This window comes from Leifsonia sp. Root112D2 (assembly GCF_001424905.1).
GTDB lineage: Bacteria > Actinomycetota > Actinomycetes > Actinomycetales > Microbacteriaceae > Root112D2.
On record NZ_LMCU01000001.1, the window covers coordinates 2818784 to 2833891 of the forward strand.

Annotated in this window: 12 protein-coding genes; all 12 read left to right on the forward strand. The window is 65.8% G+C overall.

All coding sequences use genetic code 11. The annotated features are described in order from the left end of the window. Position 1: 1 nt before the first annotated feature. The 12 genes from uvrB to gap all read left to right on the forward strand — a co-directional run bounded on the left by uvrB (position 2) and on the right by gap (position 15098). Positions 2 to 2083, forward strand: coding sequence for an excinuclease ABC subunit UvrB (uvrB, locus tag ASC63_RS13170; protein ID WP_055815541.1), 2082 nt, complete (start codon positions 2 to 4; stop codon positions 2081 to 2083). A gap of 18 nt (positions 2084 to 2101) precedes the next feature. Further along, entirely contained in the window at positions 2102 to 2842 is a 741-nt protein-coding gene (locus tag ASC63_RS13175; protein WP_055814166.1) for a DUF4129 domain-containing protein, read from the forward strand. Then, the gene (locus tag ASC63_RS13180) at positions 2839 to 3462 is read left to right on the forward strand and encodes a hypothetical protein (protein WP_157487676.1); all 624 of its coding nucleotides are present in this window, start codon (positions 2839 to 2841) and stop codon (positions 3460 to 3462) included. The genes ASC63_RS13175 and ASC63_RS13180 overlap by 4 nt, the downstream gene beginning before the upstream one ends. Positions 3463 to 3484: 22 nt before the next feature. After that, positions 3485 to 4450, forward strand: a complete 966-nt coding sequence (locus ASC63_RS13185; RefSeq protein ID WP_442915069.1) for an AAA family ATPase — start codon at positions 3485 to 3487, stop codon at positions 4448 to 4450. After that, complete coding sequence (locus ASC63_RS13190) at positions 4447 to 5814, forward strand: DUF58 domain-containing protein (RefSeq protein ID WP_055814175.1); 1368 nt, start codon at positions 4447 to 4449, stop codon at positions 5812 to 5814. The genes ASC63_RS13185 and ASC63_RS13190 overlap by 4 nt, the downstream gene beginning before the upstream one ends. Further along, complete coding sequence (locus tag ASC63_RS13195; protein WP_055814179.1) at positions 5811 to 6383, forward strand: hypothetical protein; 573 nt, start codon at positions 5811 to 5813, stop codon at positions 6381 to 6383. Before ASC63_RS13190 ends, ASC63_RS13195 begins: the two co-directional genes overlap by 4 nt. A gap of 45 nt (positions 6384 to 6428) precedes the next feature. Beyond that, entirely contained in the window at positions 6429 to 9332 is a 2904-nt protein-coding gene (uvrA, locus tag ASC63_RS13200) for an excinuclease ABC subunit UvrA (protein WP_055814182.1), read from the forward strand. Next, a complete protein-coding gene (gene uvrC, locus ASC63_RS13205) occupies positions 9332 to 11272 on the forward strand; it encodes an excinuclease ABC subunit UvrC (RefSeq protein ID WP_055814185.1) in 1941 nt (646 codons plus the stop codon). Before uvrA ends, uvrC begins: the two co-directional genes overlap by 1 nt. Before the next feature lie 39 nt (positions 11273 to 11311). After that, complete coding sequence (gene rapZ, locus ASC63_RS13210; RefSeq protein ID WP_055814188.1) at positions 11312 to 12190, forward strand: RNase adapter RapZ; 879 nt, start codon at positions 11312 to 11314, stop codon at positions 12188 to 12190. Positions 12191 to 12272: 82 nt separating this feature from the next. After that, positions 12273 to 13253 carry a DNA-binding protein WhiA gene (whiA, locus tag ASC63_RS13215; protein WP_055814191.1) on the forward strand — a complete coding sequence of 327 codons (981 nt, stop codon included), beginning with the start codon at positions 12273 to 12275 and terminating at the stop codon, positions 13251 to 13253. Between the two features lie 104 nt (positions 13254 to 13357). Continuing rightward, positions 13358 to 13984: a superoxide dismutase gene (locus tag ASC63_RS13220; RefSeq protein WP_055814193.1), complete on the forward strand. Its 627-nt coding sequence runs from the start codon at positions 13358 to 13360 to the stop codon at positions 13982 to 13984. A 106-nt stretch (positions 13985 to 14090) separates the two neighbouring features. After that, positions 14091 to 15098 carry a type I glyceraldehyde-3-phosphate dehydrogenase gene (gene gap / locus ASC63_RS13225; RefSeq protein ID WP_055815544.1) on the forward strand — a complete coding sequence of 336 codons (1008 nt, stop codon included), beginning with the start codon at positions 14091 to 14093 and terminating at the stop codon, positions 15096 to 15098. Positions 15099 to 15108 lie beyond the last annotated feature (10 nt).

Genomic DNA, 15108 nt, shown 5'->3' on the forward strand with positions numbered 1-15108 from the left:
CATGGAAGCCACGCGCGCGGTGCGCCCTTTTGAGGTCATCAGCGAATACTCACCGAGCGGCGACCAGCCGCAGGCGATCGCCGAGTTGGCGGCCCGCATCAACGCGGGCGAGACGGATGTCGTGCTGCTCGGCGCTACGGGAACCGGCAAGTCCGCAACCACGGCCTGGCTCATCGAGCAGGTGCAACGGCCCACACTGGTGCTCTCGCACAACAAAACACTGGCCGCACAGCTCGCCAACGAGTTCCGCGAGCTCATGCCCAACAACGCCGTCGAATACTTCGTCTCGTATTACGACTACTACCAGCCCGAGGCATACGTTCCCCAGACAGACACTTTCATCGAGAAGGATTCCTCGGTCAACGCCGAGGTCGAGCGGCTTCGGCACTCCACCACCAACTCGCTGCTCAGCCGGCGCGACGTCGTGGTGGTGTCCACGGTCTCCTGCATCTACGGTCTCGGCGCCGCAGAAGAATACCTCGAGGCCATGGCAGCCCTGCAGGTGGGCCAAAGAATCCCTCGAGACGTGCTCATCCGCAAGTTCGTGGGCATGCAGTACCAGCGCAACGACGTGGACTTCTCGCGCGGCAAGTTCCGTGTGCGCGGCGACACCATCGAGATCATCCCGATGTACGAGGAGCATGCGATTCGCATCGAGATGTTCGGCGACGAGATCGAGGCACTGTACGCGCTGCATCCGCTCACCGGTGAGGTCATCACGACCATGGATGCCGTCTCCGTGTTTCCGGCGACGCACTACGCCGCCAGCCCCGAGACGATGCAGCGCGCCATCGGCACGATCCAGACCGAGTTGCACGAGCGGCTGATCGAACTCGAGCGCGAGGGCAAGCTGCTGGAGGCCCAGCGACTGCGCATGCGCACCACCTTTGACATCGAGATGATGGAGCAGATCGGTTTCTGCTCCGGCATCGAGAACTACTCCCGTCACATGGACGGGCGCGTGGCGGGCGAGCCGCCGAACTGCCTGCTCGACTATTTTCCCGACGACTTCCTCATCGTGATCGACGAATCCCACGTAACAGTTCCACAGATCGGCGCCATGTACGAGGGCGACGCGTCACGCAAGCGCACGCTCGTCGAACACGGCTTCCGGCTGCCGAGCGCCCTCGACAACCGCCCGCTCAAGTGGAACGAGTTCAAGGAACGCGTCGGCCAGACCGTCTATCTCTCAGCGACCCCCGGTCGATACGAGATGGGCATCGCCGACGGCGTCGTGGAACAGATCATCCGCCCCACCGGCCTCATCGACCCCGAGATCGTGCTGAAGCCCACCAAGGGCCAGATCGACGATCTGCTCGAGGAGATCCACCTGCGCACCGAGCGCAACGAACGCGTTCTGGTCACCACCCTCACCAAGAAGATGGCCGAAGAACTCACGTCGTTCCTCGCCGAGGCTGGCGTTCGTGTGCGCTACCTGCACTCGGATGTCGACACGCTGCGCCGTGTGGAACTCCTCACCGAGTTGCGGGCCGGCGTCTACGATGTGCTCGTGGGCATCAACCTGTTGCGCGAGGGCCTCGATCTGCCCGAGGTGTCGCTCGTGGCGATCCTCGACGCAGATAAGGAGGGCTTTCTGCGCTCCTCCACCTCGCTCATCCAGACCATCGGTCGCGCCGCCCGCAACGTATCCGGCCAGGTGCACATGTATGCCGATGTCGTCACGGACTCCATGGCGAAGGCCATCGACGAAACCAACCGTCGTCGCGAGAAGCAGGTCGAGTACAACACCGAACACGGCATCGACCCGACGCCGCTGCGCAAACGCATCGCCGACATCACCGACATTCTGGCTCGCGAGGGTGCAGACACCGCTCAGATGCTCGCCAAGCGCAACTCCGCCAACCAGGGCACGGGCAAGAAACGCAGCCCGACACCCAATCTGCGCCACGTGGGCATCGCCGCCGAGGGGGCCAACGAACTCGAATCGATCATCGCCGACCTCAACGACCAGATGCTGGCCGCGGCCGGCGAACTCAAGTTCGAGCTGGCGGCCCGTCTGCGCGACGAGCTCTCTGACCTGAAGCGAGACCTGCGCCAGATGGAAAAGGCCGGCCATGCCTGACACCGGCTGCCGCCTGCGATGCTGAGGCGGCACCGCACCACCATCGTGTGTGCGGTGCTCGGGCTCGTTCTCATCGTCGGGGCCGCGCTGCAGGGGGCACCTGAGTTCACGGGGCTGCGCTGGGATCCAACCGCCGCGCTGCCTCCGGCCGGGATCAAGCCGACCATGCCGAACCTTCCTTCGGCATCGAGCTCACCCGGGTCTCCGCCACCGGCTCACACGCCGTTCACACTCGACCTGACCCCCGTGTTGTGGATCATCGCCGCGATCATCGCGTTCCTCGTGGTCATCGCCTTCCTGCGCTGGTGGGCACGCCGACCACCTCGACAGCAGCCCGCCCTGCTCGATGCGGAGGTCAGCGCCACGGCTGACCTCGAGCCTCAGGACGAGGGGAGCACGATTCCGGACGCGCCGACGATGCGCCGCGGCTTCGCCCACGCCTTGCGCATCCTGAACGACGAACGCGAACCCCACGACGCGATAGTCAAGGCCTGGCTCGGCCTGCAGGAGGCGGCAGAAGAATCCGGCATCCAGCGACGAGCCGCCGAGACGCCCACGGAATTCACCTCGCGCATCGTCGCCCAGAAACCGGCCGACGAGGCGCCGGTGGCCGCGCTGCTCGGTCTCTATCTTCGCGTGCGCTTCGGCGACCACCCGGCGACGCAGGCGGACGTCATGCAGGCACGCCAGGCCTATGAGACGCTCGCCACGTCATGGGCGCCCGTGCACGTGAACCGCGACGCAGGCGGCCCTTCGTGAGCATCCGCATGGTCTTCGCATGGCTTGGTGCACGCCGAAACCGTCAGCGCGTCATTCTCGTCGCCCTGGCCGCCGTCATTATCTCTGGCATCTGCTGGTACATCGGCATGGACACGGTGCACGCGATCACTGTGGCGCTGGCGCTCCTGGCGATAGGCATCACGGTGATCGCCGTACCGGATGTCGAGCTGCCGCCGTGGGACAGCGCGGCCCCCGGCGACGGCGACGGGATTCGACGCGATGTGACGCGCCTCTCCTGGTCACTGCGCATGCGACGCGGCGTCGTTCCCAGCGCAGGCCTTCGACGTGTGCACGATGTGGCCGCGCGGCGACTCTCCGGCGTCGGCCTCGACGTCGACGACCCGCACGACCGCAACGCTATCGAGGCCCTTCTCGGCCGCAGCGCATACCGGGTTCTGCACCCCGGATCCGGCCGCGGTCCCGGTCTCGTGGCGGTGGTCGACTGCCTCGATCGACTCGATCAGCTCGATGTCGCTACGGCCGCCGATGCGAACACCGACCGACGCGCCGAAACCCGTCTCGCCGTGCGCGGCATCCTCGAACGATTCACTCCCGCATTCCTCGTACCGATCCACAGGAGAAGCAGCAATGACCGATGACACCGTGCACACCGTGAAGCCGATGGCCATTGAAGAAATCTCCCGACTCTCGCGCGACATTCTCGCCGAGGTCGGCACCGTCGTCGTGGGCATGCGCGAGCCGCTCGAACTCGCCCTGGCCGCCGTTCTCGCCGGCGGACACGTACTGTTCGAGGATGTGCCGGGCCTGGGTAAGACCCTGGCGGCCCGCAGCATTGCCACCGCCATCGGCCTCGACTTTCGTCGGCTGCAGTGCACGCCGGACCTGCTGCCCGCCGACATCACCGGCTCATTCGTCTACGCTCCGGCAACCGCCGAATTCGTCTTTCGCCCCGGCCCCATCTTCACGGGACTGTTCCTCGCGGACGAGATCAACCGCACCTCACCCAAGACCCAATCGGCGCTGCTGGAAGCCATGGCAGAGGGCCAGGTGACGGTCGAGGGCACAGGGTTCTCGCTGCCCGTGCCATTTCACGTCATCGCCACGTCGAACCCGATCGAATACGAGGGAACGTACGCACTGCCGGAGGCCCAGCTGGACCGCTTCATGGTACGTCTCGCCGTCGGCTATCCCGATCGCGCCGGGGAAAGCACCGTGCTGCTCAATCGCGTCGCCCGGCAACGAGAGGTCGCCAGCGTTCGCGGCGTCGTCGACGCCAACACCCTGCGCGCGATGCAGGCGGGCGTGGAGACCGTGACCGTCGACCCCGACATCGCGAACTACTGTGTCGATCTCGCCACGGCAACCCGCGCGCACCGCTCCGTGCAGGTGGGCGCCTCGCCCCGCGGTTCCCAGGGGCTGCTGCTCATGGCACGCGCCCGCGCGGTCATGGCCGGACGCGACTTCGTGACCCCCGAGGATATCAAGCTGGTGGCAGTGCCCGTGCTCGCACACCGGCTGTCGCTGACAACGCAGGCCTGGGCCGGCGGCGTGCAGCCCTCCCGCATCGTCGAGGAGGTTGTCGGCGAGGTAGCCGGGCCACCCGTCGTCGGATCGCGGATGCCGTGAGCGAGGCAACCGCATCCGGTTCAAGCGCCGCCGAAACCGTTCCACGCTGGGTGCTGTCGGCTGCGCCTCCGGCCGCGGCCATCGTCTCGGTGCTCCTGGCCGGACTCGGGCTGCTTTCCTCGCAGGTGGCGCTGGTGCTCTTCGCCCTGCCTATCGCCGTGTCGGCCGCCTGGGCGTGGGACCGTCGGCCCCGTGCCGGCGCGCCGGCGCGGGTGACCGCCACGGTGACAGCCCCGCAGGCATCCGCGCAGCAGGCATCACCGCAGCAGGCATCCGCGTATTTGCACTACTCGATAGCATTCGATCTGCCGCCCGACGTGGAATCGGTGCAGCTCCGTCTCGGCACACTCGGCGCCCGCACCAGCGACCTCGTGCTCTCCCGCGCGCGTGCCAGGCACCTCGAGGGCCGCGTACCAGTGTTGCACTCCGGGCCGCAGCAGATTCTGCACATCGAATACCGCCTTCTGGCAACCGAAGCGGCCTTCGTCAGCGCGCCCGCCGAACCGTTCCTGGTGCGCCGTGTCGTCACGCCGCCCTTCGCCGCCATCGCCAGCCTGCCGCTGCCGAGCCGGCTTCTCGGTCTCACCGGAACACACGACTCGTCGCGGCCCGGCGACGGGGGCGAGTTCCACGACATCCATCCCTTCACCCCGGGGGACCGGCTGCGACGCATCGACTGGAAGGCCACGGCCCGGCGGGCACAGCTGCCCGGCGAGCTGTACGTGCGGCGCTCTCACGCCACCGCGGATGCCACGGTGCTGCTGGTCGTCGACAGCCGCGACGACGTCGGCGAGAACGTGGCCGACTGGTCGCGCAGCACCTCCGCGGGCAAGGGGCTCGGCTCCATGGATGTCGCCCGTGAGGCAGCGAGTTCCGTCGCGGCAGGCTACATCAAGGCCGGTGACAGGGTCGGCTTTCAGGATCTGGCCACGCAAAGTCGCCTCATCGCGGCCGGTGCGGGCACCCGGCACCTGCACCGGGTGCTGCGCGCCATCGAGTTGACCCAGCCCTCCGGCGCACCAAGCTATCGACAGCGGCCGCCGCTCGTGACGCCCGGTTCGCTCATCTACGTGTTCTCGACCTTCCTCGACGACGAAGCCGGCCGCATGGCCGAACTCTGGCGTGGGGGAGGCCACCGCGTCATCGGCATCGACGTGCTGCCCACGCCGCGGCTTGACGGGCTACGACACGAGGAGGCCATAGCCCTGCGCATCGTGATGATGGATCGACACGACCGCATCAGGGCCCTGAAGGCGATAGGCGTCGAGGTGCTGAGCTGGCACGAGGATTCCGCATCGGCGTCTGGGTCCTCATCGCGCGAGGCACAGTTTCGCGCGCTCAGCCGGGTCAGGAGCCGACGATGAGCGATCAGCATCAAGCATCCGCCTCGGTCAGCGCTGCGCGTGCGCTGCCGCAACTCGGCGCGTGGGTGCCCGGTTACGTGCTGCGCATCGCGTATGCGGTGACCGCCGCCATAGCCGCCTTGTTGCAGTTTCCCTTGGGCAGTTGGCTCTACCTGGCGCTGCTCGTGGCTCTCGTCGGCGCGCTGCGCCCGCGCACACTCGCGCCGTGGTTCTTCCTGGCGATGACCGGGCTGAGCATGCTCTGGGCGCCGCCGAACACCCACTCCGCGGCATTCTTTGCGCTGCTCGCCCTGGGCCACCTGACTCATGTGTTCGCGGCGCGGATGCTCGCGGTGCCCGCACGAGCCAGGCTGCAGCTGCGTTCCCTCGCCAGGCCGCTGCTGCACTTCGCCGTCATCCAGGCGACAACCCAGTTGCTCGCCGTTCTCGTCGCGGTGCTCCTGCCGGGATCGAGCGGTGCATCGGCGGTGCCGCTGATCGGCGTTATCGCCGCCCTGGCCCTGCTCGCGCTGGCCTTCGTGCTGATCACACCGCTGCTCAGGCACGAGCGGCGAGACGAGCGCCGCTAGCGAACAGTGCACGCGAGTGTCGGGGGTGCTGCATAGACTCGGTGGGTGTCAGTTTCGAAGGTAGAGTCAGAGGCCAAACTCAGTGTGCGCGGGGCCCGTGTGCACAATTTGCACAATGTCGATCTCGAGATTCCGCGGGATTCACTGGTGGTATTCACCGGGCTTTCGGGGTCGGGCAAATCCTCGCTCGCCTTCGACACGATCTTCGCGGAGGGCCAGCGCCGCTACGTCGAGTCGCTGTCGGCATACGCCCGGCAATTCCTCGGCCAGGTCGACCGCCCCGACGTCGATTTCATCGAGGGCCTGAGCCCCGCGGTCTCCATCGACCAGAAGTCCACTAACCGCAACCCGCGCTCCACGGTGGGCACCATCACCGAGATCTACGACTACATGCGGCTGCTGTGGGCGCGCATCGGCGTTCCGCACTGTCCCGTCTGCGGTGAGCCGATCCAGCGCCAGACCGTGCAGCAGATCGCCGACCAGCTCATGGAGCTGGGGGAGGGCATCCGCTACCAGATTCTCAGCCCGGTGGTCTCGCAAAAGAAGGGCGAGTTCGTCGATCTCTTCGCCGAACTGGCCGCGAGCGGCTACTCCCGCGCCCTCGTCGACGGCGAATCGGTGCAGCTCTCCGATCCGCCCACACTCAAGAAGCAGTACAAGCACGACATCTCCGTGGTCATCGACCGTCTCGTTGCCGGCCCCGAACTGCTCTCCAGGCTCACCGACTCGCTCGAGACCGCACTGTCTCTCACCGACGGCCTCGTGCAGATCAACTTCGTCGACGCCGACGGGCCGGATGCCTGGCAGACCTTCAGCGAGAAGCTCTCCTGTCCCAACAACCATCCCATCCAGCTCACCGAAATCGAGCCGCGCACGTTCTCCTTCAACGCTCCGTTCGGTGCCTGTCCGGAGTGCTCCGGCCTCGGCACGCGCATGTCGGTCGACGAAGACCTGCTGCTGGGCGACCCGGAGTTGAGCATCGCCGAGGGTGTGATCCTGCCGTGGACCACCCAAGGCAAGGGCCTGTTCCAGTACTACGAGAAGCTGCTCGACGGGCTCTCCCGCGACCTTGACTTTTCGCTCGAGACGCCGTGGCAGGACCTCAAGCCGGATGTACGGGCCGCCGTGCTGCGCGGCGATAATTTCGAGGTCAAGGTCAAGTGGAAGAACCGCTACGGCCGCGTCATGAGCTACACCTCCGGTTTCGAGGGCGTCGTGCCGTACATCGAGCGCCAGTACGCCGACGCCGAGACCGACAATCAGCGCCAGCGCTGGTCGGAATACCTGCGCGAGGTGCCCTGCCAGGTATGCGGCGGCAAGCGCCTCAAGCCCGAGGTGCTGGCCGTTCTCGTGCACAATTCGAGCATTGCGGATGCCGCGGAGCTGAGTCTCACAGACGCGCGCGCGTTCATGGAGACTCTCACGCTCACCGACCGCGAGCAACGCATCGCCGCGCAGGTGCTGCGCGAGATCAAGGTGCGTCTGGACTTTCTCATCAAGGTCGGCCTCAACTACCTCAACCTGGCGCGCGCGGCGGCGACGCTCTCGGGCGGCGAGGCGCAACGCATCCGACTGGCCACACAGATCGGCTCCGGCCTCACGGGCGTGCTGTACGTGCTCGACGAACCGTCGATCGGCCTGCACCAGCGTGACAACCGGCGCCTGATCGAGACCCTGGTGGCGCTGCGCGATCTCGGCAACACGCTCATCGTGGTGGAGCACGACGAAGACACGATTCGAACGGCCGACTGGATCGTCGACATCGGGCCAGGAGCCGGCGTCAACGGCGGCACGGTCGTGCACTCGGGCTCATACGCCGATCTGATCACGAACACGCGGTCACTCACGGGCGACTACCTGGCCGGCCGCAAGGCCATCGAGACGCCGAAGACCCGTCGCCCCATCGACCCGCAACGGCAGATCACCGTCGTGGGTGCCGAGGCGAACAATCTCAAAAAGGTCACCGTCGAGTTTCCGCTCGGAACATTCATCGCCGTCACAGGGGTTAGCGGATCAGGCAAGTCGTCACTGGTCAACGATGTGCTGTACCGGGTGCTCGCCAACCGGCTGAACGGCGCGCGCAAACTGCCGGGCAAGCACACCAGGGTCACCGGTCTCGAGAATCTCGACAAGGTCATCCACGTCGACCAGGCACCCATCGGGCGCACGCCGCGCTCGAACCCCGCAACGTATACGGGGGTCTTCGACCGCATCCGCACCCTGTTCTCCGAAACGCAGGAGGCCAAGACGCGCGGTTACCTGCCCGGGCGCTTCAGCTTCAACGTCAAGGGCGGTCGCTGCGAGGCCTGCTCGGGCGACGGCACCATCAAGATCGAGATGAACTTCCTACCCGATGTGTATGTGGCGTGCGAGGTGTGCGGGGGAGCCCGCTACAACCGCGACACGCTCACGGTGCACTACAAGGGCAAAAACATTGCCGAGGTGCTCGACATGCCCATCGCTGAGGCCGCCGAGTTCTTCGAGCCGATCACGGCCATCCATCGCTACCTGCAAACCCTCGTCGAGGTCGGTCTTGGCTATGTGCGGCTCGGGCAGAGTGCCACGACGCTCTCGGGCGGCGAGGCCCAGCGGGTCAAGCTCGCCACCGAGCTGCAGCGCCGCTCAAACGGCCGCAGCGTCTACGTGCTCGACGAGCCGACCACCGGCCTGCACTTCGAAGACGTGCGCAAGCTGTTGATGGTGCTGAACGGTCTGCTCGACAAGGGCAACACCGTCGTGGTGATCGAGCATAATCTCGACGTGATCAAGTCGGCAGACTGGGTCATCGACCTCGGGCCCGAGGGCGGCGCAGGCGGCGGAAAGATCATCGCCACAGGCACGCCTGAGCACCTCGCCACGGTCAAGAAGAGCTTCACCGGCCAGTTCCTTAAAGAGATTCTGCCCAAAGAGATTCTCGACGCCGAGGAACCGGAGCGAAAGAGCGCCTGATGGCCGATACGGTCAGCTACCGCCCGAAGGCGGGGGAGATCCCGACCCAGCCGGGCGTATACCGGTTTCGGGACTCCGGCGGTCGGGTGCTGTACGTCGGCAAGGCCAAGAACCTGCGGTCACGCCTGAGCAACTACTTCCAGCCGTTGCGCAGCCTGCACGAGCGCACCCGGCGCATGGTGACCACGGCGGCATCCGTGGAGTGGACGGTCGTTGCCACGGAATTCGAGGCGCTGCAGCTCGAGTTCACCTGGATCAAGGAGTTCAACCCGCCGTTCAACGTGCAATTCCGCGACGACAAGAGCTACCCGTATCTGGCGGTAACCCTCGGCGAGGACGTGCCGCGGGTGCTCGTGACGCGCAACCGCAACCTCAAGGGGGCCCGCTACTTCGGCCCGTACACGAAGGTGTGGGCGATTCGCGAGACCGTCGACCTCATGCTCAAGGCCTTCCCCATGCGTAGTTGCTCGAGCGGCGTCTACCGTCGCGCCGAACTCACCGGGCGCCCGTGCCTGCTCGGCGACATCGGCAAATGCGCCGCGCCATGCGTCGGTCGAGTGAGTAAAAATGAACATCGCGAGATAGCGAACGATTTCGTCTCCTTCATGGGCGGCAACGACTCGAGCCACATTCGTGCCCTCACCGCACAGATGACGCAGGCAGCGCACGAGCAAAACTACGAGGCCGCGGCGAGGCACCGTGACGCCATCCAGGCGCTCGAGGCGGCAATGTCCAAGAGTGCCGTCGTGCTCTCCGACCGCGTCGATGCGGATGTCTTCGGCATCGCCGACGACGAGCTCGCGGCCGCCGTGCAGCAGTTCATCGTGCGCGGCGGGCGCATCCGGGGTGTGCGCAGCTGGGTGGTCGACAAGGAACTCGATCTCTCGATCGGTGATCTCGTCGAGACGGTGTTGCAGAATGCATACGAAGACACCGTGCCGCCCCGCGAAATACTGGTGCCGATGCTGCCCGACGATGCCCGAGAGCTCGAGGTGTGGCTCACCGAACGTCGCCATGAGACCGACGAGACCCTGACGGGCCGCGTCGCTCTGCGCACCCCGCAGCGTGGCGACAAGGCCGCCCTCGCCCAGACCGTGGCGATGAACGCGAAAAACGCGCTCGTGCTCTACAAGACCCGGCGTAGTTCCGATTTTGTGGCCCGGTCGCAGGCGCTCACCGACATTCAGGATGCGCTCGGCATGGCGGATGCTCCGCTGCGCATGGAGTGCTACGACGTCTCGCACCTGAGCGGCACGAACATCGTGGCCTCCATGGTCGTGTTCGAAGACGGCCTGGCGCGCAAAGACCAGTACCGCCGCTTCAGCATCCCGAATTCGACGGACGACACCGAGTCGATCTACCAGGTGATCACGCGCCGGCTGGCATACCTCAAAGAGTTGCCGCCGGTTGCTGAAGAACTCGAAGTCGAGAGCGAGATGGAAAGCGAGATCAAGAGCGAACTCATCGTCGACCCCGATCTCGCGGAGCGCAACCGCAGCAAGAAATTCTCCTCGCCGCCACAGCTTCTCATCGTCGATGGGGGCCAGCCACAGGTCGCCGCCGCCGCTCGCGCGCTCGAGGAGTCCGGGGTCACCGGCATCCAGCTCGCCGGCATCGCCAAACGGCTGGAGGAGATCTGGCTGCCCGACTCGGATTACCCCGTGATCCTGCCCCGCAACAGCGACGCGCTGTTCATGATCCAGCGCATCCGTGACGAGGCGCACCGCTTCGCCATCACCTACCAGCGCGCGAGACGCAAGCGCGACATCTCGACCGTCCTCGGCGAAGTTCCCGGCCTCGGCCCTGCCCGGGTGCGCGAACTGCTGCGGCACTTCGGTTCCGTCGCCCGGCTGCGCACGGCAACGCTCGAGCAGATCACCGAGGTGAATGGAATCGGCGCTTCCCTTGCATCCTCTATCCATGAGCACCTCAGCGGGTAGGCTTGAGACACAGATGACCCGGGAGTGAAGGCCTGCACCATGTCGACCGAACTCGAACAGCAGCAAGAAGTGCTCATCGTCACCGGCATGTCCGGAGCCGGCCGGTCCACGGTCGCCAACGCGCTGGAAGACCTCGACTGGTATGTCGTCGACAATCTGCCGCCGCAGATGCTGCGGCCGCTCGTCGATCTGGCCAGGCGCGCGGGATCCCGGCTGCCGCGCATCGCCGCGGTCGTGGATGTGCGCGGGGGCGACTTCTTCTCCGATCTGCAGGAGATCATCCAGAATCTGCGCGACGGCACGCATGTGCGCATCCTGTTCATGGATGCGACGGACGAGACGCTCGTGCGCCGCTTCGAGGCGGTGCGCCGACCGCATCCGCTGCAGGGCAACGGCACGATCCTCGACGGCATTGCGGCCGAACGCGTGCGGCTGAGCGAGATCCGCGAATCCAGCGATCTTGTCGTCGACACCTCCGACCTGAATATCCACCAGCTGGCCACGAGCATCACCGCCACCTTTGCCGCCGAGAACACGGCGGGCGCGCAGCTCACCATCATGAGCTTCGGCTTCAAATACGGGCTGCCGCAGGATGCGGACATGGTCGCCGACGCCCGCTTTTTGCCGAACCCGTTCTGGGTTCCCGAACTGCGCGCGCACACCGGGCAGGATGCGATAGTCAGCGACTACGTTCTCGGCCAGAACGGAGCCTCCGAGTTCATCGACGCCTATACCGCGGCGCTGAAGCCCGTGCTCGCCGGCTACCAGCGAGAGAACAAGCGGCACGCCATGTTCGCGATAGGCTGCACAGGCGGAAAACATCGCTCCGTCGCGATAGCCGAAGAGCTCGTCAGACGGCTCGCGCCGCTCCCCGGCGTCGCCGTCAGCGTCAAGCACCGCGACCTCGGCCGCGAATAGCGCGAACAGTTCTCACGCTCGCTCCGGGTCGCATATCCTTCACTTCGGGATCCTCGAATCAACAGAACAGGCAGGACAACGATTGGCACTCACCGCGGACGTCAAGGATGAGCTGGCTCGAGTCGAGGTCAGCAAGACCACCGTCCGCGCCGCGGAGCTCGCCACCATCCTGCGCTTCTCCGGGGGCCTGCACCTCATCTCGAGCCGTATCGCGGTCGAGAGCGAATTGGATACTCCCGAGCTGGCCAAACGGGTGCGCAAAGATCTCGCCGAACTCTACGGCGTGCGCAGCGAGGTTTCCGTCATCTCAGCCTCGGGTCTGCGGCGCACCAACCTGTATCTCGTGCGCGTCGTCGACGGCGGCGAAACACTCGCCCGCCAGACGGGCCTGCTCGATGCCCGGCGTCGGCCGATTCGCGGCCTGCCCAACCGACTCACCACGGGTTCGCGTGAGGAGCTCGCCGCCGTTTGGCGTGGGGCCTTCCTTGCTCATGGCTCGCTGACCGATCCCGGCCGCTCCGCAGCCCTGGAGGTCACCTGCCCCGGCAACGAATCGGCGATGGCCCTCGTGGGCGCTGCCGGACGTCTCGGCATCGCGGCAAAGGCGCGCGAGGTGCGCGGCGTGCACCGCGTGGTCATTCGCGACGGCGACGCGATAGGCGCGATGCTGCGCCATATGGGCGCGAGCGAGACCGTCGAGAGCTGGGAGCAGCTGCGCCAGCGTCGTGAGGTGCGCGCCACCGCGAACCGCCTGGTCAACTTCGACGACGCCAACCTGCGGCGAAGCGCACAGGCCGCGGTGGCCGCGTGTGCGCGCGTCGAGCGTGCCTTGGAGATTCTTGACGGGAATCTCCCGGATCACCTGCGGTACGCGGGCGAGCTGCGCCTGAACTTCCGTGATTCCAGCCTCGATGAGCTGGGACACCACGCCGACCCGCCGATGACGAAGGATGCCGTGGCAGGTCGCATCCGTCGCCTGCTGGCCATGGCCGACAAGAAAGCCGTGGAACTGGGCATCGAAGGTACGGATGCGAACCTTCCGCCCGACCTGGATGACGTGTAGGGAAACATCCGGCTGGCGCATCGCCTGTCCTGAGTAGACTCGAAGAGTCGTATGAAATCCGTGTGTGAAGACATCGCACACGACGCATGACGAGGAGAAAAGCAATGGCTGATTACACGCTCGCTGAACTTCCCTATGACTACTCGGCACTCGAGCCGAGCATCAGTGGGACGATCATGGAACTGCACCACGACAAGCACCACAAGGCGTATGTCGACGGCGCGAACACCGCGCTGGTGAAGCTGGCCGAGGCGCGAGACGGTGACGACCTTTCCAACGTCAACAAGTTGCAGAAAGACCTGGCGTTCAACCTGGCCGGCCACGTCAACCACTCGGTGTTCTGGAACAACCTGTCTCCGGATGGCGGCGACAAGCCCACGGGCGAGCTCGCGGCGGCAATCGATGATTCCTTCGGCTCCTTCGACAAATTCCGCGCGCACTTCACGGCCTCCGCGCTGGGTATCCAGGGTTCCGGCTGGTCGATCCTCGCCTGGGACTCGCTGGGCGGCAAGCTCATCATCGAGCAGCTCTACGACCACCAGGGCAACCTCGCCGCCGCCACCGTTCCACTGCTGCTGATCGACATGTGGGAGCACGCCTTCTACCTCGACTACCGCAACGTGAAGGCCGACTACGTCAAGGCATTCTGGAACATCGCCAACTGGGCCGATGTGCAGAAGCGCTTCGAGGCCGCCCGCGAAAAGACCTCCGGGCTGCTGCTACTGTCATAGCGGGATTCGGTGCCCCGGCAGTGCAACCGCCGGGGCACCGCTCAGCCCCCTCCACCCCCCAACCCCGTAAATGCGCCGTTCGGCGCCCCAGTATCAGGAGTTTTACGTGTCTGTAAAGATCGGTATCAACGGGTTCGGCCGCATCGGCCGCAACTACTTCCGCGCAGCGCTGGCCAAGGGCAGCGAGCTTGAGATCGTCGCCGTGAACGACCTCACCGACAACAAGTCGCTCGCACACCTGCTCAAGTACGACTCCATCACCGGCCGCCTCGACGCCACCGTCGAGCTCGACGGAGACAACATCGTCGTCAACGGCAAGGCAATCAAGGTGCTCGAGGAGCGCGATCCCGCCAACCTCCCCTGGGGCGAGCTCGGTGTCGACATCGTCATCGAGTCGACCGGTCGCTTCACCAAGTCGGACGATGCACGCAAGCACATCACCGCGGGCGCCAAGAAGGTCATCGTGTCCGCTCCCGCGACCGGAAGCGACGTCGCGACACTCGTTCTCGGCGTCAACGAAGGCACCTACGACCCGGCCACGCATGACATCATCTCGAACGCGTCCTGCACGACGAACTGCCTCGCGCCGCTCGCCAAGGTGCTGCTCGACAACTTCGGCATCGAGCGTGGCCTCATGACCACGGTGCACGCGTACACGGCCGACCAGAACCTGCAGGACGGCCCGCACAGCGACCTGCGCCGCGCCCGTGGTGCCGCCATCAACATTATCCCGACCTCGACCGGCGCCGCCAAGGCCCTCGGCCTGGTCATCCCGGAGCTCGTCGGCAAGCTCGACGGCTACGCCCTGCGCGTTCCGGTACCCACCGGTTCCATCACCGACCTCACCGTTGAGCTGACGAACCCGGCCACCGTCGAGGAGATCAACGCGGCATACAAGGCAGCCTCCGAGGGCGCGCTCAAGGGCATCCTCAGCTACACCGAAGACCCGATCGTCTCGAGCGACATCGTCTCCGACCCGCACTCCTCGATCTTCGACTCGGGCCTCACCAAGGTCATCGGTTCACAGGTCAAGGTTGCTTCGTGGTACGACAACGAGTGGGGCTACTCCAACCGTCTCGTCGACATCACCGAGTACGTCGCCGACCGCCTCTAAGCACAAGGGA

Coding starts and splice junctions, on each gene's coding strand:
- ASC63_RS13185 (WP_442915069.1), top strand. CDS start 3,485: ATGGCCATTGAAGAAATCTCCCGACTCTCGCGCGACATTCTCGCCGAG.
- ASC63_RS13175 (WP_055814166.1), top strand. CDS start 2,102: ATGCTGAGGCGGCACCGCACCACCATCGTGTGTGCGGTGCTCGGGCTC.
- uvrC (WP_055814185.1), top strand. CDS start 9,332: ATGGCCGATACGGTCAGCTACCGCCCGAAGGCGGGGGAGATCCCGACC.
- ASC63_RS13220 (WP_055814193.1), top strand. CDS start 13,358: ATGGCTGATTACACGCTCGCTGAACTTCCCTATGACTACTCGGCACTC.
- rapZ (WP_055814188.1), top strand. CDS start 11,312: ATGTCGACCGAACTCGAACAGCAGCAAGAAGTGCTCATCGTCACCGGC.
- uvrB (WP_055815541.1), top strand. CDS start 2: ATGGAAGCCACGCGCGCGGTGCGCCCTTTTGAGGTCATCAGCGAATAC.
- ASC63_RS13195 (WP_055814179.1), top strand. CDS start 5,811: ATGAGCGATCAGCATCAAGCATCCGCCTCGGTCAGCGCTGCGCGTGCG.